This window comes from Bacillus sp. AFS077874, from assembly GCF_002566505.1.
Taxonomy (GTDB): domain Bacteria; phylum Bacillota; class Bacilli; order Bacillales; family Bacillaceae_G; genus Gottfriedia.
In genome coordinates, this window is sequence record NZ_NUYF01000054.1 from 1 (window position 1) to 26,473 (window position 26,473).

Annotated in this window: 30 protein-coding genes; 15 read left to right on the forward strand and 15 right to left on the reverse strand. The window is 31.1% G+C overall.

All coding sequences use genetic code 11. The annotated features are described in order from the left end of the window. The 9 genes from COJ46_RS24685 to COJ46_RS22000 all read left to right on the forward strand — a co-directional run. Nucleotides 1–544: hypothetical protein (locus COJ46_RS24685; protein ID WP_176527969.1), on the forward strand; the 544-nt coding region annotated here is incomplete at its 5' end. Between the two features lie 125 nt (nt 545–669). Continuing rightward, entirely contained in the window at nt 670–1,065 is a 396-nt protein-coding gene (locus COJ46_RS21955) for a nucleotidyltransferase substrate binding protein (protein ID WP_098566289.1), read from the forward strand. After that, nucleotides 1,062–1,379 (forward strand): nucleotidyltransferase family protein, encoded by a 318-nt coding sequence (locus COJ46_RS21960; protein WP_098566290.1) that lies wholly within the window; start codon nt 1,062–1,064, stop codon nt 1,377–1,379. Before COJ46_RS21955 ends, COJ46_RS21960 begins: the two co-directional genes overlap by 4 nt. A 125-nt stretch (nt 1,380–1,504) precedes the next feature. Next, complete coding sequence (locus COJ46_RS25290) at nt 1,505–1,798, forward strand: Uma2 family endonuclease (protein WP_176527970.1); 294 nt, start codon at nt 1,505–1,507, stop codon at nt 1,796–1,798. 43 nt (nt 1,799–1,841) lie between these two features. Next, nucleotides 1,842–2,084, forward strand: a complete 243-nt coding sequence (locus tag COJ46_RS25295; RefSeq protein WP_098566292.1) for a Uma2 family endonuclease — start codon at nt 1,842–1,844, stop codon at nt 2,082–2,084. 299 nt (nt 2,085–2,383) lie between these two features. Next, nucleotides 2,384–3,556 (forward strand): ParM/StbA family protein, encoded by a 1,173-nt coding sequence (locus COJ46_RS21975; protein WP_141540917.1) that lies wholly within the window; start codon nt 2,384–2,386, stop codon nt 3,554–3,556. Continuing rightward, nucleotides 3,537–3,944 (forward strand): hypothetical protein, encoded by a 408-nt coding sequence (locus tag COJ46_RS21980; RefSeq protein WP_098566294.1) that lies wholly within the window; start codon nt 3,537–3,539, stop codon nt 3,942–3,944. Before COJ46_RS21975 ends, COJ46_RS21980 begins: the two co-directional genes overlap by 20 nt. Before the next feature lie 1,961 nt (nt 3,945–5,905). Next, nucleotides 5,906–6,364 (forward strand): hypothetical protein, encoded by a 459-nt coding sequence (locus COJ46_RS21995; RefSeq protein ID WP_098566297.1) that lies wholly within the window; start codon nt 5,906–5,908, stop codon nt 6,362–6,364. Further along, nucleotides 6,361–7,272: a BRCT domain-containing protein gene (locus COJ46_RS22000; RefSeq protein WP_098566298.1), complete on the forward strand. Its 912-nt coding sequence runs from the start codon at nt 6,361–6,363 to the stop codon at nt 7,270–7,272. Before COJ46_RS21995 ends, COJ46_RS22000 begins: the two co-directional genes overlap by 4 nt. A gap of 437 nt (nt 7,273–7,709) precedes the next feature. Here the strand turns inward: COJ46_RS22000 and COJ46_RS22005 are convergent, their stop codons facing one another. Genes COJ46_RS22005 through COJ46_RS22020 form a run of 4 tightly spaced genes read right to left on the reverse strand, consistent with a single transcriptional unit; the run spans nt 7,710 to nt 12,299 of the window. Further along, complete coding sequence (locus tag COJ46_RS22005; protein ID WP_176527971.1) at nt 7,710–8,558, reverse strand: Mov34/MPN/PAD-1 family protein; 849 nt, start codon at nt 8,556–8,558, stop codon at nt 7,710–7,712. Next, nucleotides 8,530–10,320: a ThiF family adenylyltransferase gene (locus COJ46_RS22010; RefSeq protein WP_098566300.1), complete on the reverse strand. Its 1,791-nt coding sequence runs from the start codon at nt 10,318–10,320 to the stop codon at nt 8,530–8,532. The genes COJ46_RS22005 and COJ46_RS22010 overlap by 29 nt, the downstream gene beginning before the upstream one ends. Next, nucleotides 10,304–11,281, reverse strand: a complete 978-nt coding sequence (locus tag COJ46_RS22015; RefSeq protein WP_098566301.1) for a CBASS cGAMP synthase — start codon at nt 11,279–11,281, stop codon at nt 10,304–10,306. Before COJ46_RS22015 ends, COJ46_RS22010 begins: the two co-directional genes overlap by 17 nt. Continuing rightward, on the reverse strand, nt 11,268–12,299 hold the full coding sequence (locus tag COJ46_RS22020; RefSeq protein WP_098566302.1) for a CBASS cGAMP-activated phospholipase: 1,032 nt from the start codon (nt 12,297–12,299) through the stop codon (nt 11,268–11,270). Before COJ46_RS22020 ends, COJ46_RS22015 begins: the two co-directional genes overlap by 14 nt. 1,148 nt (nt 12,300–13,447) lie before the next feature. Between COJ46_RS22020 and COJ46_RS22025 the strand changes: the two genes are divergently transcribed. Further along, nucleotides 13,448–14,221, forward strand: coding sequence for a ParA family protein (locus tag COJ46_RS22025; RefSeq protein WP_176527972.1), 774 nt, complete (start codon nt 13,448–13,450; stop codon nt 14,219–14,221). Next, nucleotides 14,214–14,597 (forward strand): hypothetical protein, encoded by a 384-nt coding sequence (locus COJ46_RS22030; RefSeq protein ID WP_098566304.1) that lies wholly within the window; start codon nt 14,214–14,216, stop codon nt 14,595–14,597. The genes COJ46_RS22025 and COJ46_RS22030 overlap by 8 nt, the downstream gene beginning before the upstream one ends. Nucleotides 14,598–14,976: 379 nt before the next feature. Here the strand turns inward: COJ46_RS22030 and COJ46_RS22035 are convergent, their stop codons facing one another. The 7 genes from COJ46_RS22035 to COJ46_RS22065 form a co-directional block, all read right to left on the reverse strand. Further along, nucleotides 14,977–15,309, reverse strand: coding sequence for a hypothetical protein (locus COJ46_RS22035; RefSeq protein WP_098566305.1), 333 nt, complete (start codon nt 15,307–15,309; stop codon nt 14,977–14,979). Further along, complete coding sequence (locus tag COJ46_RS22040; protein WP_098566306.1) at nt 15,309–16,187, reverse strand: ParM/StbA family protein; 879 nt, start codon at nt 16,185–16,187, stop codon at nt 15,309–15,311. The genes COJ46_RS22035 and COJ46_RS22040 overlap by 1 nt, the downstream gene beginning before the upstream one ends. 1 nt (nt 16,188) lies before the next feature. Next, nucleotides 16,189–16,770, reverse strand: a complete 582-nt coding sequence (locus COJ46_RS22045; protein ID WP_098566307.1) for a hypothetical protein — start codon at nt 16,768–16,770, stop codon at nt 16,189–16,191. Then, complete coding sequence (locus COJ46_RS22050) at nt 16,771–17,139, reverse strand: hypothetical protein (RefSeq protein ID WP_098566308.1); 369 nt, start codon at nt 17,137–17,139, stop codon at nt 16,771–16,773. A gap of 251 nt (nt 17,140–17,390) precedes the next feature. Beyond that, nucleotides 17,391–17,795 (reverse strand): helix-turn-helix domain-containing protein, encoded by a 405-nt coding sequence (locus tag COJ46_RS22055; protein WP_176527973.1) that lies wholly within the window; start codon nt 17,793–17,795, stop codon nt 17,391–17,393. Nucleotides 17,796–18,371: 576 nt separating this feature from the next. Beyond that, nucleotides 18,372–18,563, reverse strand: a complete 192-nt coding sequence (locus tag COJ46_RS22060) for a hypothetical protein (RefSeq protein ID WP_098566310.1) — start codon at nt 18,561–18,563, stop codon at nt 18,372–18,374. A gap of 461 nt (nt 18,564–19,024) precedes the next feature. Further along, entirely contained in the window at nt 19,025–19,645 is a 621-nt protein-coding gene (locus tag COJ46_RS22065; RefSeq protein ID WP_286145536.1) for a hypothetical protein, read from the reverse strand. Between the two features lie 143 nt (nt 19,646–19,788). Here COJ46_RS22065 and COJ46_RS25155 point away from each other — a divergent pair, with 143 nt between their 5' ends. Then, nucleotides 19,789–19,911, forward strand: coding sequence for a hypothetical protein (locus tag COJ46_RS25155; RefSeq protein WP_286145538.1), 123 nt, complete (start codon nt 19,789–19,791; stop codon nt 19,909–19,911). A 13-nt stretch (nt 19,912–19,924) separates the two neighbouring features. Here the strand turns inward: COJ46_RS25155 and COJ46_RS22070 are convergent, their stop codons facing one another. Then, nucleotides 19,925–20,266 (reverse strand): hypothetical protein, encoded by a 342-nt coding sequence (locus tag COJ46_RS22070; RefSeq protein ID WP_098566312.1) that lies wholly within the window; start codon nt 20,264–20,266, stop codon nt 19,925–19,927. Between the two features lie 310 nt (nt 20,267–20,576). On the opposite strand from COJ46_RS22070, the gene COJ46_RS22075 reads away from it, so the two are divergent. Then, entirely contained in the window at nt 20,577–20,939 is a 363-nt protein-coding gene (locus COJ46_RS22075; protein WP_098566313.1) for a hypothetical protein, read from the forward strand. On the opposite strand, the gene COJ46_RS22080 is transcribed toward COJ46_RS22075, so the two are convergent. Then, nucleotides 20,843–21,391 (reverse strand): carbamoyltransferase N-terminal domain-containing protein, encoded by a 549-nt coding sequence (locus COJ46_RS22080; RefSeq protein WP_098566314.1) that lies wholly within the window; start codon nt 21,389–21,391, stop codon nt 20,843–20,845. The two genes, COJ46_RS22075 and COJ46_RS22080, sit on opposite strands and share 97 nt — an antisense overlap. 430 nt (nt 21,392–21,821) lie before the next feature. On the opposite strand from COJ46_RS22080, the gene COJ46_RS22085 reads away from it, so the two are divergent. Continuing rightward, a complete protein-coding gene (locus tag COJ46_RS22085) occupies nt 21,822–22,577 on the forward strand; it encodes an alpha/beta fold hydrolase (RefSeq protein ID WP_098566315.1) in 756 nt (251 codons plus the stop codon). Between the two features lie 486 nt (nt 22,578–23,063). Continuing rightward, the gene (locus tag COJ46_RS22090) at nt 23,064–23,390 is read left to right on the forward strand and encodes a thioredoxin domain-containing protein (protein ID WP_098566316.1); all 327 of its coding nucleotides are present in this window, start codon (nt 23,064–23,066) and stop codon (nt 23,388–23,390) included. A 300-nt stretch (nt 23,391–23,690) separates the two neighbouring features. Here the strand turns inward: COJ46_RS22090 and COJ46_RS22095 are convergent, their stop codons facing one another. Next, the gene (locus COJ46_RS22095; RefSeq protein WP_098566317.1) at nt 23,691–24,803 is read right to left on the reverse strand and encodes a UvrD-helicase domain-containing protein; all 1,113 of its coding nucleotides are present in this window, start codon (nt 24,801–24,803) and stop codon (nt 23,691–23,693) included. Next, nucleotides 24,787–26,400 (reverse strand): ATP-dependent nuclease, encoded by a 1,614-nt coding sequence (locus tag COJ46_RS22100; protein WP_098566318.1) that lies wholly within the window; start codon nt 26,398–26,400, stop codon nt 24,787–24,789. The genes COJ46_RS22095 and COJ46_RS22100 overlap by 17 nt, the downstream gene beginning before the upstream one ends. Nucleotides 26,401–26,473: the final 73 nt, after the last annotated feature.

Genomic DNA, 26,473 nt, shown 5'->3' on the forward strand with positions numbered 1-26,473 from the left:
ATCAACACTCCTAACTGAAATGAACATTTCTGCACGATATTCTGGATTAAAGTTAAAGGACCGTTTTGATGAAATCCTAGATGAGCTTCAGCAAAATGGAATATTTGAGGAATGGCATTACGAAGAATCATTTAGTGAACCAACGTCTGCGAAAAAAAAGTGGATAGATGAATACTGGTCTAAATTAAAAGTTATGATTGAGCCTCTTGAGATTGTGAAAAAGGAAAATAAGAAAAAGATTGAACTAAATAATCTTCCTTACGCAGAACAAGATGTAGCAGCAAGTAAAACACAATTGCCTATTCCAGAAATACTCGTAGAGGAAAATAGTCATCATCGTAATGAAGAAAAAACAAGGATTGAACTTTCTCCTGAACTACTTCAACAGGCAATTAGGAATCAAGGGATCACCATTAAGGCTGCAGCGAATGACATTGGTATCTCATATGCGACTGTGCGCCGATACTTGGGTGGTAGTTCAAAGAAATTGAGTTCAGCTAGTCATGAAAAAACGTTACAGTGGTTGCAAGTAACAAGCTCGTAAAATACTACAGTGTATGTATAACAATGAAGAAATATTGTGTCCGTGAAGGGCTCACAGTTTGTCATTTCATTTTTGTTGACTATAATAAAATCATAATTAATGTAAAACGATGGGAGGTCATACTTATGATGCAAGATATTCGTTGGAAACAACGGTTTGACAACTTTCATAAAGCATTCATGCAATTAACGGAATTTATTGATAAAGGTGAGTTAAACAAATTCGAAGTACAGGGACTGATTCAGTGTTTCGAGTATACATTTGAGCTTGCTTGGAAAACAATGAAAGACTATCTAGAACAGGAAGGTTTTGATGTAAAATCTCCTCGTTCTACAATTCAGACCGCTTTTCAGTCTGAACTGATAACAGACGGACATATTTGGATCGATATGCTAGAGAAAAGAAACATGATGGCACATACTTATAATGATACATATGCTCAAGAGGCAGAACAACTGATTAAAGATCAATATTATATAGCTTTAAAAAAACTAATTGAGAAATTCAGAGAAGAAAGATGAAATATGGATTAAGTGAAAAAGATCTCTCTGCTATCATCCAAGCGGCCTCTTCATTTGATGCAATCGATAGAGTTATACTTTTTGGTTCTCGTGCCAAAGGTAACTATAGACCTACTTCGGATATTGATCTTGCAATATATGGAGATCAGGTTAATTTCCACATTGTCTCGAAGCTACATGCCAGGTTGGAAGACTTAAGTCATATGCCTTACCTTTTCGATATAGTCGATGGTACACATCTTACACACCAAGCCTTAAAAAGGCATATCGAACGGGTCGGACAAGTTATTTTCAAAAAATCATCCACATCATAAACGTAAACTTATTGCAATTGTGCACTTTCCTAATAAGTCGAACAGGAGGAAGCTAGTCGCTTCCTTCTATTTTTAGTTCAGCTGTATTTTTTATTAATGATGTTAAACTAAAAATAATTAAGGAGGTGCTCCTTTTATATATCAATCCACCTCATTTTAAGAAGGTAACCTATGCTGACTATTTAACATGGCCTGATGAGCCTCGTTATGAAGTCATTGATGGCATTCCCTATAAGCAGGCTGCACCATCAAGGCAACACCAACGTATTGTCACCCAACTAACTGGTGAACTATGTACGTTTTTAAAAGGTAAAACGTGCGAAGTTTATAGTGCTCCATTTGACGTCAGATTATCTGCTACAAAGGATGAGGAAGAATACCTGGTTGTACAGCCTGACATCAGCGTAGTATGTGACTAAAAGAAAATTAGACAATAAAGGATGTTAAGGCGCTCCGGACCTCATTGTAGAAGTCCTATCTCCTCCCACTTGGCTAAGAGATCGTATTGAGAAACTGAACCAATATCAAAGTCTTGGGGTAATAGAGTATTTGTTAATTTACCCTAATGAAAAAATCATGGAACAATATATTCTTGAAGAAAATGGTATATATGGAGTGCCTTATATTTACAATAATGAGGATGGATTCAATTCTCACGTTTTACCAGAATTCGAAATAACTATGAATGATATTTTTTCCAAATAGATAATCCTTGCTAAGGTAGCAAGGATTATTTTGTTTTACGAAATTGAAAATTTACTTAGCGTTGTTAATCCGGTTTCCTGAGGTTTCACAAAATAAAGAAATTCATCTTTTTTATTTCTAAACTGCGCACTAACTACACACAATGTACACCTATACGGAATATAAATTAGACGAAAAAAGCACAAAATTATACTCAAATTGTGCGCATTATTTATTAAATTATATTGCTAATATATTAAATAGTATGTATAATTTAACTAAAAAAGGTAAAATCTACTAATCTCTAAGGAGTGAAATGTATAATGACAATTTTAAAAGCTGGTGCTGATGCTGGGAATAATGGATTGAAACTTTGGGTAAAAGATTCTGAACCTATTATGATTCCCACTGTTTATTCTCTTTATATGGGGGAAACAACTGAACTGATGGATATGGACGACATTCCAGCTGATGAACTAATTAATAATATTGATGTAACCATTCATTCAAAAGCACTTACGTTTAATGGTCAACGTTACATAATCGGTGAAAAAGTATTAAATGATAATCTTCAAGCTGTTGAACTAGAAAAAAAATCGGATAAATCAAAAGATGAAATCCCTGTAATTGTTACGCTTGCTGGTTTAGCTATCAATGCGATGAAAAAACAGTATGGTAAAGATACAATTAAAGCTACTTATGATCTTTCAGTCGCATTACCAGTAAGTACCATCACACAAGCTAATGCAAAAGCAAATTCAGATCGCTATATGGGAACACATGAAATCACGTTCCATCATCCATCTGGAAGAAATGTGAAAGTCATTATTAAAGTTGAATACTGCAAATGTCTTCCTGAAGGAGCAGCAGCTGCTTGGGGAGTTGTATTTAATGAAACCGGAAAAGTAATCGAACGAAAAGTTGAAGTTGGTGATAATATCATTAGGGTAGACTTCCAAAATAAAACATTACTACACTTTGATATTGGGGCTGGAACAACGGAAATCGTTGTAACAGAAGGAGTTAAATTTAATCCAAAGCTTTCTGAAGGATTAAATTATGGGGTTAAACAAACAATTCTAGAAGTGATAAAGCGCTGGAACCGTAAGTACCCTCGTAAATCCATTGATAGTATGGCAGAATTTAATGAAATCTATTTTGATTCTGAACACCCTCGTCATAATGATTTAAATCAAGAATCACAAACAGGTATGTTACAGCTTGCGCAACAAATTAGTAGCACTATCATTAATAAAATTGACGACTTAAAGGATGATCCATATGTATTCATCTATGGCGGTGGCGCAGCTATTTTGAAAGATTACCTTCAAAAAATCCTTGATACTAAAGGTCGTACAATAAATGTAACCTTCTTAGCTGATCCTTTATATGTGAATGTGCGCGGTTTACTTGTTTATACTTGTTCACCACGTTATGAACAGCAAAAAGAAAAGGAATTAGGTGTTTTAGCTAATGGCACGAAAGCGGAATAAAACATACCAGCAAGGGGAAAGAATCAATATTTATTTAAGCCAAGATGTAAATCAGGAATTTATCGATTGGATCAATAGTCAGTCGGATTTATCAAGTTTTTTCTTATACGCAGCTCAAAAACTTTACGATCAGACCGGATATATCGATGTTTCAGAAATCATGCCAAGGAAGATTAATTTTGATATTTCTTCGCCTGATAAATCACCTGCACTTGCTCCAAAGCCAACAATAACTAAACCTGAACCGATAGAAAAACAATCTGTACCTAATGCAATTATGGTATCATCTGAATCAAGACTTTCAGATGATACCTACGAATCAGAAGAAAAAAAGAAAAAGGAATCATGGGCAAATCTTGATATACTCGATGATGATCCTTTTGCTTGACCTTCCACCTTTTAAAAGGTGGATTTTTTTTCAGTAACATAACTAAACAACTCTAAGACATCACCAAATCATTTTAAAAGCGTAACAAATAACTTTTACTGGCCTTCCGTGAATTTCAGCATGTACGATAGGTTTCCATTCATTTATACTCGATAACATCTACTATTTATATACAAAGATATAATTATAAATGAAAAAGAACACAAAGATAATTTAGTAAATAAAAACATAAACGATTATATAAAGGTACACCTAAACAAATATACCTATATAAATGAGGCTAAGTTCGATGACATACATAAAAACGAATAAGATAATGAATATATGGATGTCATCATGGACATGCATATCTTTAGACTTATATATAGAATTATGTATGACAAGGAAGATGAATTTGTGGTTGGAATCCCAAAAGAGAAGTGCGTTGTGTTTGTGCAAAAACAAATACGATGCAAATTTTGTGGCTGACCTATTTGTTGGCCGAACAAGATCAAAAAATATTATGTATTGATAAGAACAGCCACGGTAATTTATCTGATGTTTTAACGTAGGAAGGCCTTTTTATTAACCTTTATAGGGTTTGACAATTTGTATATCAATTTCACTATTTTTATAAGTGTAGTAAAATAAATGTATCTTGATACGCCATCATAAAATTATTCCCTTATTCCTTCCAAAGTTCCCTTAAATGGACCATTACTTCGACATCAATTCATTTCTTTTCCTAAGCAAAATCCAGTTTATTATACTTTTATTTTTGTGATTATTAACATTGATATACAATATATACATTAAAATGTATGTAATCGTATACATAAATATATACAACTCCTATTTTGTTTTTATACTCAATAATATTTATCTTTATGTATACGAATATGTAACTATAAACAAAAGGAATACATTAATGTTTTCATAAATAAACACATAAACGTTTATATAAAAGCACACCTAAACATATACAATTGTATGGATGATGAAACGTTTATTAAAATAGATAAAATTGAAAAAGATAATGAACATATAGATGTCATCATTGGAAAAGCCGTTATCACTTTAGGATTTAATTTGCCCTTATTCTAAAAACCTTGATGAACGAACCAAACAAAAGAGCGTGTACTGAAAAAAGTTAGAACAAAACAGGCTCTTGATATATTCCAATTGAATTATCCTATTATAAAAAGATTATTCATTTACTATCTGTTAGCGTGCTCGGCATCAATTTCCTCGCTCAACTTAGTAATTTATTTCTTAAAAGATTTTACTAACTTTGTAGTTTTACTAAATGCATATTTTTTTACTTCACCATACGGAACCCATATTTCTCTATTCTGAATCTGTTCATTATAGAGACGATATAACATAATCGCGCTGATCAGGAGAGAGTTTCCTTGTTGTACGTCTTTCTTTCATTTTAGCGTGGTAAAGCTGATAAAGTTCCATAGTGATCCAATCTTTTTGACTATTTTTCAATTGGGAAAAACGTTTATTTGTTTGAAGAAGCTTTCCATTTGTCTTTATATGATTTTTCATCAAGAACTATCCTTTAAATCATACTTAAATTAACCTTAAATTTTTTAACGTTTTTATTTTCTTACTTCTAGAAGAAGAAAAAGCGTCACTAAATAATGAAAAACCGCGTCCTTTAATGGAGTGACTAATAATCTTCTATTAGCTGGTTTAGTTGCATAAGATAAATAATAGAATAAGAGCCTATGACCAGCTCCCAGGAGTTCTAAATATTTACCTAGTATCACTATTACGTTTACTAAAATTATCACAAGTCTGAAAACTCCCATAACTTCTGAATCCTTCTTTACTAAAACCAATGAATTCGTTAGAACGTTTAGAAACTCTAATCAAATTTTATTTACTAAGTTCTCATTAATCGATAAAATTATTTTATAATTCCGAATTTTTCAACTCTAGTTGTTAAAAATTTATTGAAAGTGGTGTAGTTTATGTTACAAGAACGAATTGAAGAACTTTCAAGTGCGATTCTTGACTTTAGTGGTGACTATGTTTATGTAACTGGGTTTAAGTCACATGAACGGTTACTTAGTCATTCGTCAAAAGGAATCGATAATTGGTCCTCAAAAGGAAGATACCCTATTACGAAGTCTGAGTTGGATTACAAAAGAATTAAAACAAATGCCCTGTTCGTGATTATGGAAAATGGCCTAGAAAAAGCAAAATATCAATTTAAAGAGTTCAAAAAATACTCTCAAAAATTCAAAGATACTAACGGATTGCAAAAAACTAGAGTCATCACGATCCGAAAATGTGTTTATACTAACCAGTTTAATTATTTTACGATGGAAGAATCATATTTATTTGCTTCTTTTGATGCTTTACAGTCGTTTTTAGTTGAACGTTTTAATCATGAGGTTGACTTAGTGGAAAGTGAGGTAAATATATGACGCACTTTAAGGAAGTAAACGAATATCGTAGTTTTACTTCAAAATCAGAAATACATAGATCAGTAAACTCATTAATTGGGATTATTAGCGGAATGGAATTTGACGGAAAGATCAATGAAGATGAACTATCTGAATTGATCAATTGGTGTAACTTACACAGACATTTGCAATCAAAACCACCTTTTTCAGAAATTATCCCGTTGATTGATTTATCCTTAAATGACAACATACTTGAGTTGGATGAAATTAATGACATCTTATGGTTATGTAATCAAGTAAATAAAGATGAAGATTTTATTGAGTTTTATGATCTGACCACTTCATCCATTCAACAATTAGAAGGTATTTTTCACGGTATGTTAGCAGATAATGAACTTTCTGACATTGAAATTATCCAGTTAAAGAAGTGGATGGATGACCGTCGTTTTTTAAAGAGTTCTTATCCATTTGATGAGATTACTAGCTTACTTGTTAGTGTTCTTGAAGATGGAATAATTACGGTAGATGAAAAAAACACATTAAAAGCCTTCTTTGGAAATTTCATTGACACGAAACAATCCTATAATATAAATGAATATGATATAAAAGCATTGCAAAGCAAGTATTCGATCGAAGGAATTTGTGCTACTGAACCTGAGATTTCTTTTGAAGGGAAGTTATTCTGTTTCACTGGTACTTCCTACAAAGCAAAGCGAAATGAAATTGCCAATCTTATTACTGATAAAGGTGGATTATTTAATAATAACGTTCTTAAGAAAACCGATTTTTTAATCATTGGAGGAGAAGGTAATCCTTGTTGGGCTTATTCTTGTTATGGGCGAAAAGTTGAAAAAGCGGTTCAACTTCGAAAAGAAGGTTCAAATGTGCTAATTGTGCATGAAAACGATTTTTGGAAGTTAATTGGGTAAATAAACATACGAAATTAAAAACGCCTTTTTGTCAGAGGCGTTTTTCCGTTTCCTATTAATGATTAATAAAATCTTAATTCTCACTGTTATTATGCAACTTATGATCTTCAACTATAGCGTTCGTTAGTTGAATTAGATTTTAAATATTTTTTATTATTCGTTCAATTTTATTCTTAGTTTATTAATCCCTTTTAAAACCTCTTCTCTATTTTTAGCGCTCTTGATCCAACTAGGCAATCTACTCGCTATACTTTTATTAATGTTTGGCACACGCTCACTTAAACTTGCACAAAATCATTAATTGAAGCTCTAGTTGCAGCATTAACTGTTCCACCATCGCCAGTCACGTAATTCTTAAGTATATTCTCTCCTTTGGTCATAAGCGTGATTATATGCATGAACGGTTTCGAAATATTATTAAATCTTACTTTTAACAATTATAAATTATCCATTTTTATTCTTACTTTTTTTTCTATTACTCGTTCATCCATTTCGTTTATAACCATTTGAACTTGAAGGTACAGAGAGTCAAATAAAAGAGAAATTTCATTTCGAATTTGATACTTTAGTTCTGGAACTGCAAATCGTATAAATCCTTCTGTTTCTTCAAGAGAATAATCACGTACATTTGTTAACGATAGTATAGAGCTAATAATCCCCAGAAATATTTGTGAAAAGACTGCATTATAAATATCATATCCTTTTGGAGCATAATCTAAATAACCTCCAACTTTAAAACCAAAAATTCCACCTTGATCATTTTGGTAAAACGTAATTTCTAAACCGTCAGATGTATCAACTTTTTTTAATTGATGTAAAGTTTTTTCTCCTTTTTGCAGCACAGCAATATAATTACTTTTCATCCCAATAATCAACATTAATAAAAAGTCTATTTCCATAATTGAATCTTTCAGCATATTTTTTATTAATTTTTTGTCATCGCTAGAAGGGCTAGGCATGTTTTCAGGGTGTGTATGCCACTCCCCCAAGTAAATCCTTTCACCATTAGAATCTTTCCATTCATTTTTTATAATCTCTTGTGCTTTTTCAACATTCCGCTCAAAATGAAAACGCCCTGATTTATCTTCTTTTGATGGAGCTGAAATTTTATCTACTACAATTACATCTTTATATACTTTTCCTAGTAATATCCCACCTGATTCGTGTTGCTCACTTCTAAGTTGTTTATATGAATTAAGCATTTCAGTCACTTGTTTGGTAAAAACAACATATTTTACACTATTCTTATATATCAAATCAATCAGCACTTTCTTCGTTATTTTCAAAATTAAAGAATCTAGTGGTGAATCCATTGGCACCAACCCATTTAGGGGCCAATAGTCGCTTATTATTTTTCTGTTCCTCTAAATTCCCCAACCATGTAAAAATCCTACTAGTTTTCAATTCCATTACTAATTGTTGTTCAATAAATAAAATTACATCTAAAATAAACTTTTTTAAATCTAATACTCCATATGGTACAAATGAAGTATTACAACCGAGTTCTCTTTTAGTGTAATGGTTTCCATTCTTTAAAACTTGATACTTATATTCACCATTTCTCAAAAATAATGACTTCAATGAGATTTGCTCTCCCGGATTAGTCCAAATAGCGTGTCCACCAGCCAAATATGGTTCTACCCAAACATGTAATATAGGCTTCGTAATTAAGTTGTTTTTTTGCAAGTCATTTAATCTTAGTTCAGCTGGCAGGTTACTAATCGCTGTGATAATTAAATCGAAAGAATTTAATGCATTGGGGCTACTTGTTAACAGTGATAACACATCACCGTTGTATACATGTATTTGAGTAGTAGGATGATGCTTTCTCAGTAGATTTTTAACCACTTCTGTCTTCATGTAACCTACATCACTAGCCCCACACAAATGTCTATTAATATTTTCAAAACTGAGTATATCATTGTCAACTAGCATTAGGTGATGTATACCTATATCAATTAGTCCTTGTGCTAAATGACTTCCTATTGCTCCACAACCTATAACAGCTACTCTTAAACCCTGATTATTTGTTTTACCATCACCACCACGATTTTTTAATCGGGTGGCTCTAACGTCGTCTACGGTATACTTATTTATATTCATCTTTGGGAAATCTTTTACTAACTCAAGCCACCCATGTTGGCTTCCTTTTCTAAAGCCTTTAACACTTGTTTGTAATTTTTTCTGCCCTTTATATTGTGAAGTCACTTTTTTAAATGGTTTTTCGTGTTCCCATACCCCCCACGAATATTGACCATTAGAAAACATAGAAAACAATACTTTGGAGGGTCTTTTATTCTTAGTTAAATAATCTGAAAGGGCTTTTATTGCTAGTTTATTTCCTTTTATTAAACGGAATACATCATAATTGCATTTGGGAAAGGGGAAGTTGAGAAGTTCTGTTAAAGGAATATACAGTACCTTTGTAACCTCTTCATCTTTTGCTATTCCACCGATATTTTGTATCCAATTAATTGCAGTACTCTTTTGATCGGAGAGAATCCACCTATGTTGAGATCCTCTCAATATAAAAGGCGTTATATAGACTTCCTTACATTCTTCACCAGGTTGAACGAGCGATAAAAAATTCCCCTTATTGCCTTCCGACCAGTATGTCTCAAATTCATCTAAATAATCCTGCATATTCTCATTTTTTATACCTTTTAAAAGAAGTTCTTCTGCTCTCTCAATACAACTATCTAAGATTTCTAATGGTTTATGAGGGTTTGGAGTTGCAACTACTTCATCAAAAATACAAAGTGTTTTATATTGATTCAAATGTGGCAATGGATACAATTTATCAAAACTATGATCTTCTAGACTTATTTTTGGAAAAGAATCTGGAAAATTAAAAGGCAGACTTATTAGCAAAATTATATCGATGCCTGCCACTTCAACTTTAAGCTTTAGTGTCACTGGATATTTTTGGATATTTTGATTATTTTGTAAAGAATCAACAAACTCAGCCTGATATTTATTAATGAGATAGTTTATCGAATCGCTACGTAATTGGGAATATATTTCAGCTAGATTATGAAGAGCGTCCATGATTACCTATAATTGCAGGAGATGATGTTTGAAAAGCATGTCCTTTATCCACTCTTTCCTCTGGAGATGTATATTCAGGAAATCGGTCCCCAAATAACTTTCTCCAAATATCCGCAACCTCTTTTTTATCATCTTTTTCTAATGCTTTTTGGCCATTAATAATGAGTGTAGATAACTTGCTAAGGAACGTGGTTTGTATTCCTTCTGACCATCCATCAAATAGTTCTTCTTCGGGGAAAACTGGACGTGTTAGACTAAATGAAGAGTTTAATGCGTCATATATGGCTTTAGCTGTAGCAACGAATGCAGCATCGTCATCATCTTCATAACCTTCGACAAAATGGTTTGCTGCAAGAATAGTAAATATCATTCCACTTGGAAATTTGTCGCTCCCTTTTTTAGAATCCTTCCATGCCTTAAAATATCTTACTATCCTCTTAAGTTGTAAGCCTTTTTCTGTAACTTCACAGTTAAACCAATTTGTTAAAAGTTTTGGATCACTATCTACCCAACCTTTGGTTTTATGGGCTAATTTTGGGTGTTCAGCATCATCCACCTTTATATATATAGGGATATCAACATGATAATCATTTTTATAAATGACACGTACACATGTATTTTTATCAACGGGAGGAGTAGTCGTGTGGCCATCAACGGCTTTAAGTATCCAATTATGAACTGTACTAACCGCTGGCCAATTTTCTTCTTTTTCTCCTGCTAAGTGTGCCAAGTAAACACCATCGTCGATATCGTATTCTCCTTCAATAGGTTTAATAGTTGTATTCATCATGTAGGAACCCTGACCCCAAAATTTTGGTTTAGACGCTTTTAATGTTTGGGCAAAATGGTCTTGAATTTTCTTTCTTATAGCATTTCTAGAAGTTCTTAAAGACTGCTTCTTTTCTGATTTTAAGGCAATATTTGCATCAAATAGAATAAAAAGATCATTACATTGAGCCAACTTTTTCACTCCTTAATAAGTTTTCATTTTCTTCTTTTTTTAGAATTTGTTTTAACTGTTCGTTACTAATCCATTTAGCACTAGCCTCATGACCCTTTTTAATTAAGAGTTCAATAGATTTTTTACCTGCCTTATCTAAATCAATCAATCTATTTTCTTTTTTATCCAAATCTTCACTCCAAATTCTTACATAATTACCGTTTAATGATTTATTTAAATACTCTATATGATAATGAGTAGAAATTGATTGTAAATCCATCATTAACGATATTAATTTAGAATTCCATAATACAAAGGACCTACGTTGAACTTTAAGTCTCCTTTCAAAAGCAAAATTTTTATGAAGTGTTGATACCGAAAGCAAACTGAATTTCTGATAGTTTCGGTTTTCTTTTCCAATAAAGTACCGATAAGCCTCTTGTATTCCATGCAATGATGGGTTATTTCCAAATAACCCTCCATCTGCAAATTGATCATTTGGATTTTCCATTGTAGGAATGGTTTGCACCGGAAAGTAAGTTGGTGCGGCAGCAGTCGCTAATGCAACATCAACTAAAAGGTGCTGCTTATCTCTTCCTAGGCCTTCACTATGATCTGATTTTATAATACAGGGTAAACCAGTTGTAATATTTGATGTAGGTATTAATACATTTGATTTACAATCACAAATTCGTTTATCCTTAAAAACAGTTTTAAGAGCGTTCTTTAACTCTTTATCACTATATTTTGAAGTAATAAAAATTTGTTTCAATTGCTGAACTTTACGGTAAATATTATTTTTATACTTAAAGATTTCAGGTCCGTAAATTTCATAAAATTTAACGATTTCTTTTGCCGGTATTCCTGCTGCAATTGCTAGAGCAATAATTCCCCCTGTAGAGGTACCGCAGATTAAATCAAAATGATTTGATAATGATCCATACTCTTCTTCAAAATCAGCCAAAATGACCGCAGAATACAAACCTTTTATTCCTCCTCCATCGATAGAAAGTATCTTAAATATTTTTTGTTCAATCATAATTTCTCCTAATCTCTTAAAAGGTATATTTTCTTCTAATAAACCACCTTAGTTGTATCACATGTAACACTTATTATTATCTTGTGTTCATTAGTATTAAATTCTTTTTATGTAGAAAAATAATATTTTCGAACATTATAAAAGAACATAAGTTCACTATAATAAAATTATAATACACACTAATACATTTATCTTCCAAAAAAATATAAAATATACCCTTTTTCTAAATTGTTTTTACCAACTTGTGAAAGTGATTATTTATTTTATTGGTTGTTATCTCACCAAAAATACAATCTCTCTTTTATAAATGTAACTTTTTCATTGAATCTACCAGATCATAATGCTCATTTACTTTACTTTCAATATTAATTACTTCTAAATAGTGTAGTATTATTACTTACCTACGGGAGTGAGTGAATGTTTTATTTTACAATTAATAGAAAAAATGGGATATTTTTTCGAATGCACAATCCTTCTTTCACTATCCTGCCAAATACTAAAAAAGGAATCGATTTTCATCGATTCCTGAAATTATGCTACTACTTATGAGTAATGTTAATTACTTCTAATAAATGATAAAATAAATTTCTCCCCTAATTAATAATTTGTCTTATCCTAGAAAAACGCGGATGAATTTAGGGTTTGCAAATATTAAAATACTTCCTATTTGTGAAACTTTACACTTAAACTAATCTGCCAGTTATACGTTTCTTCACAAACTCTTATGCATTTTAGACCAATAATCAATTATTTTTGAAAAAGATCTGTCGTTATCTAGACCAATTTCTGAAGAATATATCATCTATCAAATTAATCTACCTTTCATTTTAATTACATAAAATTGTAGAAAAATAAATGAATCTCGACACTCCCATGAAAGGACCATAAATCCGACAGCAATTATTCACATAACAATTTTGATATATACGAAAATATAACTATAAATAGTAAAGTATACGTTTACGATATCTTAAATATATACATAAACGTTTATATAAAGGTATACCTAAACAAATACAAAAATATAGATGATGATACTGTTATTGACACAGATAAAAATGAATAAGATAATGTACGTATAGACCTCATCATAGACAACTAATCAATAAACTTGTAAATAGAATTAAGTGAGAAAAGGAGATGAGTTTGTGGCTGCAAAGGTAATTGTAGTTGGAATCCAAAAAGGTGGTTGTGCAAAAACAACGACAACAAGCATTTTGGCGCATTTGTTGGCAGAACAAAATCAAAAAATCTTATGTATTGATACGGACAGCCAGGGCAACTTATCTGATGTTTTAACGCAGCAAGACCTAGAAGATTTTTCGGAACACACATTATTTGAAGCCATCAAAGAAGAAGATTTGGCGAAATACATAGTAAAAACAGAAAATGAAAACATTGATGTAGTCGTAGCTGATGATTACTTGGCATTAGTGCCACGTTATCTTTATACACAAAGAGCCAATAAAATTAATTACTTTATGAGGGATTTAATTGCCCAAGTTAAAGTGCAATATGATTATATCTTAATAGATACACCACCATCATTAAGTGAGTTTACCATTGCGAGTATTGTTGCTGCTGATCACGTTCTTGTTTTATCAGAAACTAGCAAATGGTCATTGGGAGCAATCGGACGCTTTTTGGAAACAGTTTCTCATGCGCAACAAAATTTTAGTAATGTAAAAGTGGCAGGTATATTACTGTCTATGCAAGATAGCCGACGATCCGATAACTTATATTTCTTAAAAAAGATACAGGAGCAATACGGCGATTTAGTCCTTAATAAAGTCATTAAACGGAAAGCATCTACTGGTCGGATCAGTGCGTTCGGTTTTTCTGACAATCCAGAATTAAAAGATGCAATCAGAGAGTATCGAGATGTAATTAATGAACTAAAGGAGCGTGGCGTACTTGAATAAATTTGAACAACAAATGAATAAGAAGAATGAAAAGAGAAATGCACACTCGGTTCTGTCTGAGCCGATTACTATACCAGCAACAGAGAAAGTGGAGACAGTTGAAGAAGTAAGAGATGAGATCTTCAGCCTACCAGAACAGAAAAGTGACCAAAGCAAATCATTTTCTGGCATTAATATGGAATCACTTAAAGCAAAAGCAAAAATAGTGGAGAAACAAAAATCGCCCCAGTTTAAAGATACGCACCGCCAAAAAACATTTTGGATCCATAATGACTTATTAAAGGCGTTGGAAGTGATTAGTATCAACAAAGGTGACCAAACAAATCATATTAATAAAGCATTAGTGAAGTACCTTAATGACTATGCAAACGAATAGAAGAGCCAAATTACTGGCTCTTTATTTTGTCTATTTATATAGAAGTACGGATAAGGGAGATGGTTTCATATTTGTTTAAGATAAAGAAAAATTTTATACTTTCCTTCAAAAAGAAAAAGTCTATTAATCCAAACTTTCTTTCATACTTTTTTCCGCATTAATCCACTCATAAGCAGTTTGTAAAATCGCGACTTGTAGATCTTCATTTAAATTCGAAACAAAGATATTGCTAATAATCTATTAATCTCCTTCATTCCTTAACCCTATTAACCAAACCTCATTAGGATCTTTAGATCTATACTTTGTATATCTTATTAAACGATATATGAATACGACCTTTCATAAGAAGTAAACCGGGCAAAATCACCCGGTCCAAGTTTTAATAACAATAATCATCCAGCGAATGGTTTTGTTGTATCTCTTCAGAGAATATAATTTCCAATTTACGAGGTACAGTATCATATCTTAACGGATCATTAGGGTTGTAAATGTCAGGTTCTTCATCTAAAATCTCTTTTATTTTACATTCCTTAGGAATAGTTTCATTCATACTCATTCTCCATGCGTTTAATAGTAGTTCTCTGCCTACAGCACTACTACTATTCACTGAACCACTTAAATACTCAAATATTTCTCTATCTTCTTTGTTATCAATATATAAAGTGATTTGAATTCTTTCTCTTCTGCGTTTTTCCCTTCCATTTTTCCCCACTAGACATTCACCACTTTACCAAATTTTTTTATAGCTAAATTATACATTCCTACTACATTAGCGAAGATTGGTAAGGTAATTTTAATTCCAGATGGTGTCCATATTTCAGGCTTGATTATTTCTGCCTTTTTATAATGTTGCTGAATAAATGGCGCAATAACTTCTGTAGGTCCCCCTGCTATGATTAATTTATTTTCTCTTTTCCACTTTTTAGATGTATCTCCTATAATTGCTCTTGCAATATGCGGCAAATCTGCTTCTCCATATTTAGATGTCAACATTCCATAATCTGTCGTGAAACTTTCTACATTGATAATTTTACCTTTTACGATTGAGATTAAATTTACGGTTCCGCTTCCAATATCGATGATACGAACCAATTCATCTGTATAAGGTATGGAATGGAATGCTGCAGCACCTTCTGGTATTACAATGACATCTTTAATCGTAAACTTCTTTGTTTTACCATTTACTGTTAATTCGTGTGTTCGAATTAATGGTTCTTTCATGTTGAGAGCTTCCGTTTTTGTTAGCGTTTCATAAGGATTGCCTATGGCCAAATAAATTTCTTTCTCACCTGTATTTCTATGTAATGCTAAAAGAATCCTCATCATTGCTTCAAAATGATTTTTTGATGTACCATACATTCCACTTCCAAATTCACTTTCTATTTTTGCTAATGTTCCTCCGAACCCTTTTAATCCCTCGTAATGCCACTCCATATCATCATACCCATGTTGTTCCTCAAATGGTCTATGGTGATGACCACAAATGGCCGAACAAAATTTATCTAACTTTTCCCCCTGGCATACCTTTACTTCATTGTTCCCAGCATCAACAGCAATAATTTGATTTAAAGAATTGTAAGATGTAGTCATATCAACATTCCTCCCCAGGATCCAATTTATAAATCAATTCTTTCATTACTTTTCCTAATCCAGATTGTTGGATATCGATTACAAATGCAGATACTAAGTACCCTATTAATTTCTCCACTGTATAATCATGTTCTTGTATGATCTCTAAATCAGACAATGTAACTTCTAAACTATAAATATCATCATATTTAAATACAATTCTAGTAGTCTGTAAGTTCGAAAAATAGGAATCCGGTAAACTATGAATCTTTGAAACTTCATTTTCATTAATCCCAGAAATTTCAACAGTATGGTCCATATTTAGTATCCTTCGATAGATTTCTTTTTTATTTGCTGTGGTCTTGATTTCATCAATAAAATCTTGAACTAGAAATTCGATTAACTTATTGATAAACAGTATTGCTCCAGTTTTCTGCCTGAAGTCTCTGCATATTGCTGTTAAACGAGTAAGGTGTACTGATGGTATTTCAATATCAAGAGGAACACCTAATAATTTATTCATGCCTCTGAAAAATGACTTTCCTTTGCGATTACAACGATCATAATATAATAAATCAGCTTCGCTATAAGATTTTTGTATCATTTAAACACCCCTTATATACAAAATGTTATTAAAAATGTTTGTAGCTGCCTTTCGTTTGCTTATCATCCATTCTCCGGCATATCTACCCAATGTCTCATTATCTTGTTTGTTTAGTTTCACATGAACCATGTAATCAGTAACAGTGTATTTGAATTGCTGGTAGTCATATCCTCTTCTAAACATCACATAAAAAGCATTGGAAACAAGCTCTGTCATACTAATATCCAGTGCACTTGATTTTTTAAATAAATAGTTGTAAGTATTTTCTGAAACGTATATTTTTATATCACTTTTTTTATCTGATCGAGTTTTCTTATTGGAACGTCGTTTTTGGTAGTTTTCATGATTGAAAATCGGATTGAGATTCATCCTCTCTCTCCTTCCTAATAACTTTTTTGAAATTTGGATATATGTCTGGGTCGGTCGGTCGATTCTCTTGGTGTCACCTCTCCCCTACTATATTCTGAGTAACTGTGAGTATCAGTAAGTATCTATGAGTAAAAATGAGTAATTCTCACTCACTGGTAAAATGTATTAATCTAATGGCTTGTCATATTCCTTCGATATTAAAAAATTAGTTTCGACTGGAAAACTAGCGAAAAATAAAAAACCTGATTCATCTATTCAGATAAGTCAGGTTTAATCTCAAGCATCAATTCGATAGGCGGTTTTCCTAAAGATATCCATATTCGTAAAAAGTTTTCTAAAGTTGGTACTCCACCGTTCCAAATGTTACTAATCGCACTTTTGCTTATTCCGGTTAACTCGGTGACATCTTTTTGAGTCTTTCCTTGCTGTTCAAATATGCTCTGAATTCGATTTTCTATAATCATCGTTTTAGTCGATAATATTCTTTCCTTTCTTAACGGCAGCCAAGCTAAAAACATTGCGATTGCTCCGCTAATGACTTCTTCGATCGAGGTAGTATCTTCTTCATTATTTAGAAGATTATTATGTCTGTAGTATCCTACTAAATTTTCTAAATCTGAATAAACATCATCCGGAAGATTAATAGTTACTTCCATGTTTAACACACTCCTCATTTGTAAAGAATGGTATTAAAATAATAAAGATGGTGAATATATGATTTTGTTAAAAGATAAAGATTTCGATGACAGATTAAAAAAAGGGATCGAACAAGGTAGAAAGTTACAAGAGAAGAATAAATAAAATAAAAAAGCGTATTGATTAGGACAGATAGTAATATCTATTCAGTCGAAGCGCTTTTTATTTTACATTCTAGATGATCAAAAGTATTTATCTCAAAAAAAAACCTCTAAACATCTTTGATTATTATTTAAAGTAATTCCTTCTCACCTAAAACATTATAAATTTAGTCTTCCTAAGTGTTTATCGATTCCTTAAATTTGAAGCATATTTAATACCACTGGTCTTCTACCGTGCTTCCGCTTGGTGGCCAGAATAAAAAAGTTTTTTGTGGCAAGAGAATTCAAAATTTGTGAGCTCTCTCAATAATTTATTCCGTTTAGTATGAAAAGAAGCATGTAACATATGAGTACGTTTACCCTAAAATTGGTAAAGTTCAGCTGATTCTGTTAAGTATTTTTTATAGAAAACGAGTTTTTGTTTTTTAGATTTAATTATCCTTTTTTTCTTTCTGTCCTAATAATCATTGGACTTTTAAATTCATTTGATCCTTGTTCACCAACACGATAATAAATGTACATATGGTGATACATATCATTTCGCTCTTTTCGAATCATTTTAAGTGCTGAAACTTCCCTAATTTCCTGCTTAATTCTTACGACCTCAAAGACTGTTGTTAATTCCATTTTAAAATTCCCCTTTTGCAAGTAGAACGAAAAACACGCATTAGGCAATTGGTCAAGGGAGTTCTTCGCACAAAAAGGTTTTTGCCCCTTGAACGATTGCCTAGCCGTCTTAGTTTCCTGCCGGAGAGGTTCGGGTGTCCTAACGGCTGAAAGCTTAGTCGGCTTGCGCTGTTTTACGATTCAGAAGGCAAAAGGAAAAAATAATAATAAAAAGCAGCCGATTAATCGGCTGCTTCTTATTGTCTTTCATTCTTTTAATCTTCGGTTTTCGGCTCGTTCGGTATGGCGGCCTTGCAGTAAATGGAACAGGAACCTACGGAATGACAGAAAGGCTGCCGCCCGAAATATATCTATAAATCTCTTATCCCTTGAGGGATTGACTCTCTAAAAATCTTCAGCTTTATCATTCAAAACATCAAAAAAATCCGGCTGTTTCGACAGCCATCATTAAGATGATTTTCTTATTCGTAAGCTTTTATCCAATGATAAATCTCTTCTGAAACAAAAACTTTGCTACCTCTCATTTCACCGTATAGATAAGAAAGGAATGCACTCCAAGCATACACTTCATTGTAGCTGTTATTCTGATTAATAAAGGCCAATATTTCTTTTAATTCTTTTACAAAATGATAATTTAAGTTTGACGTTTTATATTTTTTTATGTATTCATTAATAAAATTCGTATTTTTTAATGTTAAATACATCAATAAAGCAGTTGCTTTTGAAGGTGTAACATCTAGAGAATAGGCAAGTGCCTTAATTCTTTCATTCAACTCATAAGGTACTTTTAGCGTTATACGATCACTATCAGAACCTAAACTCACTCTTTGTAAAGAATGTCTACCGAGATCACCGATTAGTAACGTAGAATGATACCAATAATCTCTTTTGAAATTCTGAGATAATATTTCAATGACTAATTTTGAAGATAATCCTTCTCTACAAATGTTTTCACCAAGATCCTTAACAGTTTGATCCGTCAGATAGGCAATTCGAGAAATACATTCTTTTAACTCTAACGGTATAGTTGGTTTTATATAGATAAGCTTGTCTGATCTTACCTTTCTCTTCTCTTTTTCCACGATTTATAGCCTCCCTCAAAATACTTTAAGGTATGGACACTTTCCACCTGTCTCTAATTTATGAACGAGAAGAGGAGGATATGTATAAATAATTCAGAATTTGGCAATAAATTTACTAAAAAGAATGGTGAGGAGAAGGCATTATGAAACTATCTAAAAAGGCTGTTGATCAAATTGCAAAAGAGTTACGTGAACACTCTTTAAAATACGGTTTTTCAATTCTTGAAAAGAAAGCTAAGAAAAAGAAAAAAGTTACATCTAAATAATTTTAAATAGACTTTATTCGGTAGCATGACAGCTGATCAATAACGAAAATAGTCCTTCTGAAAAGCTGTAACTTGTCACTTCGATATTAAAATACTCGATACCAAGCCAGATGTAAGAAATTGCAAAACCAGGTAAATCTTGTTTATTTTGCCGATCGGTCATACCGTATAAACCTATGAAGGCAATTAAAATGAAGCCATTTAGAAAAAATGACTGTTCAAAATGGATTCTTTGATTTATAAATATAGGCTGAACTTTTTTAAAAAGATTTGCTATAAATTCATGACAAACGTTGCTATATTGTGATCCTAAATAATCAATATCCATTATTTTTAGTGAACTTCTCAAGTTCATTTTACCTCATATCAACTACCTTATTATTCAAGATATCTATAAATTTCATTTTCATAAATTGACTTTCATATACGCGGGATGTAATTTGTCTCCATTCATATACTGATACTCCAAGTCTGCAAACTATTCTTTATGAATCGTTCAAGTAAATAAACATAAGCATCTTTGTGCGTTATGGAGATACTTGGATACCTATACGAAAGTGGATACACAACTATTCCTCATAAATTTACATCCTTTATGTTAATATTAGTGGGAATACTGGAAATTTTTTCAAAAAGTATGTTTATAAATTTTAATGGGGGAAATTATGGAATATAAAAATGTTATTCAAACTACTATCAAAGAAGTTTATCCAAACTATTTAATAAAAATATTACTTAAAAAACTTGAAGAAAAAGGTACAATCAGTTATAAAACAGATTTATTTTCACAAGATGCATATACTTTTAGTAACCAAGACGAAACTCCTTATCATCCTAAATATGACTCAACAGAGTTATTAATAGCACTTGATCATAAAACAAATGATGTTATCTCAGTTATTCAAGAACAAGAATACGAATCTCCATACAGTTATTCTGTTTTGTTTGAAATCGCAGAAGAATGGGAATCTAAGTTGAATACCTCTAAAAGTATCCGCCAAGAGACTCCATCTATGACTAAATGGTGAACTACTATCAATAAACGACTTACTTTTCCTTTACCCATATTTAAATAAACCGCATGAAGAAGTGATCCTTTTGTAATATCTAAAGAACGTTGCATTTTATCTACGCTATCTTGAAATACATTTTTTAGGGTATTGTTATAAAAATTCATTTCACCTTCATAACTACCCCAACTCTCTTCTTGGACTACATCATCAATGTTTATCGTTTGAAGCCTTTTTTCAGGATTGATACTTAGCCCTATATGATCTATATCTTCCATTTTTATGTTTGCTATACTTAGACAATACTCAATTGCATTTACTGGTAATTCATTTGGATTTTCAATTAATAAATCTTTACCATGTTTTTTCCTGTTAAATCGCTCTTCTTCTACAGCAGCTAATATCTTACCGTCTTTTATTAAACAAGCAGATGAATCATGATAAACAGAATTTATACCCATTATGTACATATATATCCTCCTATAAAAAATAATACTAAACCTTATAAATTTAAAATTTAACGGCCTAACTTAATATCCATATTACAAATTTCCTTATATAACAACACTCCTTTCACAAAAAAATGCCTATTTATTCTAATTGCCATAAAAATTATTAAAGTTACTACGGTTAAAATAATTTTATATTATCGTCCTAATAGAGATTTTCATTTTATCAATTCTTAATAATATGGAATCCAACTTCTTAATCTCTCTCTTTATATAATAATTATTTATTCGACAAATTCAATATATTTAAAAATTTTATTACAAAAATATCATTATAGCGAAAACACATTCTAAGTAATAGAAAAAATTCCCAAATAAAAAAAAGGTATATCATTGTTTTCTGTCGAAATTAAGGAAATAAAGTGAACTAAATTTTATGGAGGGTTATTTTATGAATAATGCTATTATTCCCGAAATAGGTAATACACTAGATATAGGTGGTATTGAATTGTATTATGAATATTTTGGTAAAAACACTGGGAATCCTACAATAATATTTGAGTCTGGTTACGGTTGTCCATTAACTTATTGGAATTCGATTCGAGAGGAAGTTTCAAACTTAACTAATGTATTCATGTATAACAGATCCGGAATTATGAATAGTACCAAGGACGAAAGACATCGCCATAGCCAACAAAACATCGAAAATCTACGTATCTTACTCCGCAAGGCAAATATTATGCCTCCATATGTGTTTGTTGGGCATTCATTTGGTGGAATCAATGTAAGATTATATGCAAGCTCATATCCTGAGGAAGTAGTTGGAGTAATACTTCTAGACCCATCTCACGAAGATCAACACAAGAAAATGGTACATTTATTTAAAAAAGAAGTTCAAGAAGATTACTATAAAGGATTTGAGGATAAAAAATCTCTTAGTGATTTCGAAGAAAGCTTCGAACAAGTTCGTTGCTCTGAATTTCCTAACAATATCCCGCTTACTGTACTAACAGGTGGAAAGCAACCACATCATTCACCTGAATCTATGTCTGTATGGATGGAGTTTCAACAGAATATTGCAAAGCTATCAAAAAATAGTAAACACCTTATCCTTGAAGATTGTGGTCACGCTGTCCATATTGATCAGCCAGAAATTGTTACAAGAGAAATTCAAAACATGCTCGAAAAAATAAATATTGATAAATAGATAATGAATGCTATGTGATAACTAAGCAAATTCAAGAATAAGTTAAAGTGGATATAAAAGTAAGATTCATTACAAACGATACATTTTTACATTACGAATAATTTATTATGTAAATATCTGTTAGTACTTATTCTATCTCGGGTTCAATTGCTAAATAAACACTATGGACTAATAATCTGTAAGTGAAGAACTCGGTAACTAATTAAGTCATTAATAAGTTATATGGAAAATCCAATTAACTTATTAATGGCTTTAATCTAGTTTTGAGCAAATTCAAACTATTGAAAAACCTGCTCATTTTATCATTATTAAGATATCGATATCTTTTCAAAGAAGGGTGCTAGACAATATACATATCGTTTCAATCTGATTCGTTTCGTAAATTAATAATAGCTTCAATCTCTTTATCACTAGTTAATTCTGCAAAGCGTTCAACTAATTTTACTTTTTCAAATATATGAACTAATAATGAAAGAGGTAGTTAAAATGCTCACACATACTGTATATAATGTTCATACAAAAAAAGATTTAAAAAAGATTTTAAAACAAAACAAGAAACATAATACCATTGTATGCTTTCGAAATAATGAGTTCGCAATGCGTACTATCATGGAGAGAATTTTTATAGGAACCCCAATATATAATGAGGACGCTGCAATCCGTGTAATGGCGATAATTGATGAGGGATCCAATTTAATTAAGGGATATAAAATTGAAGAGCTTCCAACTATTATTCTATTTAAAAATAAAAAAGAAGTAATACGAATAGGGAAAGAATTAAAAGTTCCAGAGATTGTTAAAATGTTAAATTAACAAAAGGACACATAGACCATATAGTGAAGTTTTTTTATTATTAATATAAGAAAGATTTATTTTTTATCTTATCGCTTTAGGACAATAATACAATAATGGTATGAAAAAAGTAATAAATACATTCAAAGTATATGAATTGAGCAGGAGTATAATTGTCACAGGAAATGAGAAATCCTGGTACAAAAAGCACCAGGATTTTACTCATTTAAATAATCATTTATTCTCTTTTTTAAACACTTTTACATTTCAGTGCATTACCAAAGTTCAATATCTAGAGATTCTGAAAAGTAAAACCGACAATTAATTTAAAGTAAAAACTTCTAATTCTTCTTCATTAAACGTAAAGGCAGGAATATTTAAATTATTTATAGGTTTGTCCATTACAAACGTTACACTATACTTCGCACGAGTTATTGCTACATAAAGTTTTGCTTTAGTACCAATATTTTTAATATGCTCTATATCACCAGTAGTTAGATAACTTTTTATAGGGTTTGTTGGAAAAATTAACACCCTTTCAAAGGTTAAACCTTTTGATATTCCAAAGTTGATAGCATTTTCTACTTTTGTTCTTACATCATACCTTAAAATCTGTGGATTGAATATCTCGATATATCTTTTTATATTATTTTTAGTTATGTAGAAAACACCATCATGTCCAGTTTTTTCAAAGTTTTTTGAAACTGTTTGCTGTAATCTTTGATATAAATTGTCAGCAAAATCACATATAATTTGATTACACCGAAAACTAGTTGTAATACTTTCAATTATGCAGTTACCTTTTTTTTGTTCATCAGTAAAAAAATTGATAATATTAGCACCTTTATATTTTTTATTCTTTATAGTATTACTTGTGGTGTATGTTGCTTGTCTAACATCACCAACTAGTAAAACATTCATTTTTGATTTAAAAAATAATTTAAATAATTCTAAATCATAACCTGCTAAATCCTGAACCTCATCGATATAGATGTAATCAAAATTTTCTTCTAACCTTTTAATAACCTTTCCCTTTGATTTTTTTTCACATTCTAATGCAAAATCAGATAATCTATCTTTATCTATTTGATTTTTATTATTCAAATAATAGTCTTTGATATTCGATTTAAGAATGTATCTATTTACAGGTTCTTTTCTAAAAAATGTACCTTCTATTCGTTTTTCAGGGTATACAAAATTTTGATAAGGTCTTATACATTCGGATAATATAAATGAATACCAGGTTTTAATCATAATATGCTTTGGTACATATCCAACTTCTAATAGAAACTTTTTAATAATTTCATCTTTATTTTTATTAGTATATGTTACTATAAGAACTTTTTTATTATTGATATTTAGGGACTCATTAATTATCATTGTGGTTTTCCCGGATCCTGCTGCAGCAATTACTACTCTATTTTTTGATTGCATCCATTATATACCTCGGCATCAGTATTTGTTCTTGGGCTTCAAATATTTTTAAGGCGCATTTGGTTTTGTTATTTATCATAAATGTAGTTAATCTATCTTTAGTATAATTTTCATGATTGAGTATCTTTTTTAAAACTTGTAAATTAGATTCATTTGCTTTAATTAATTGTGGCTCTAAGGTACTATAGTTAATATCATCGCCATAAAAAATTTTAACATACTCATTACCTAAATAATCTTTATACTTATTCTTTATATTTTTTTCTATATCACCATCGTTATCGGTTATAACATGAATTACCTTTTTTAATCCAATGGAAATATCTAAAAATCTTTTAAACGAAAGTGCATCAACACAAAATACATCGACACCATCTTCAATTGGCAACTTTCCATATTTGTCTATATATGCCCTTTGAACAATTAACTCATCTGATGGTCCTTCAACTAATATCACTTTCTGACTTAAGAGAATCCTTAAAGTGTCATAACCTGGTAATTTCATAAAATAGTCACGAGTTTCATCCGGTAAGTCTTTAAATGACATTGCTTCTTTATTATTATTTAATAACAACATGTTACTAATATCTAATTTATTTAAAATAAAACTGCTATGTGTTGTAAGAATAATCTGTTTTCCTTGATTTTTCGCTTTTATATTTCCCAACAGTTTATGCATATTTGAATATGATAAGTGGTTTTCAGGTTCTTCTATTAGTACCACATGATCTTCTGTAGATTTAGCCTCCATAGCTAATTTCATTTTTACTGCACTCTGTTCTCCTTTTCCAATAAAGTCAAATGGAACTTCATTTAAGTACGAAATCAGCATTGTTTCCCAGTTACTTTTTTGAGAAATATCAACAGACACGCTTAATTGTTTGTCTGATATTTCACCTTTCTTTCTATTTAACTTCTCATTTATTTCCTTAATAGGCTCAATAGATGAAAAATTCTCTTTTAACTTTCTGTATTGAATTGCCAGTTCAGTTTTTTCTTTACTTTCTAGAGTGTCATGAATAATTTTTGATATATATTTATCTGTTCCGTTTTGCATCCGAATTGTTGAAGTATCTATAAATGTAGAATTAATTGGAATACTTCTATATGTAACAGCGTTATTAGCAAACGAGTACCATTTGACTGTGTAATACTCTATTGGAATGGTCTGGATGTTACTTGAATTATTTATATATTCTTTATACTCACTTTCAAATGATGTATCGAATTCAATAGACATGTAAATTCCTGGGCAGTCTAATAATAATGAATTATTTGTTCCTTTTAATGCACCAAATAATTTTTCTTTATCTTCAAGGTATAATTCTATATAAACTCGAGGAGGTGGAATAATTTTACCATCCCTCAAACTTGTTATATATTCATTAACTATCTCTAAATTAAAGATATACGGACTAAGTTCATAAATAATATTTTTACCGTGCAATTGTCCTGACAATACTAAATTAATTGCTTCTAAGATTGTTGATTTCCCCGCCTCATTGTTACCTACAATTATGTTTATGTCGTTCTTAAACTCTATGCAATATTTTTGATAAGACTTAAAATTATTAATAACTAATTTAGAAATTGTCATATTTAACTCCTCCTCTGTCTTTTACACTATTCGATACCATCCAAAAGTTGTTCACGAGATATCTCCAGTTCTT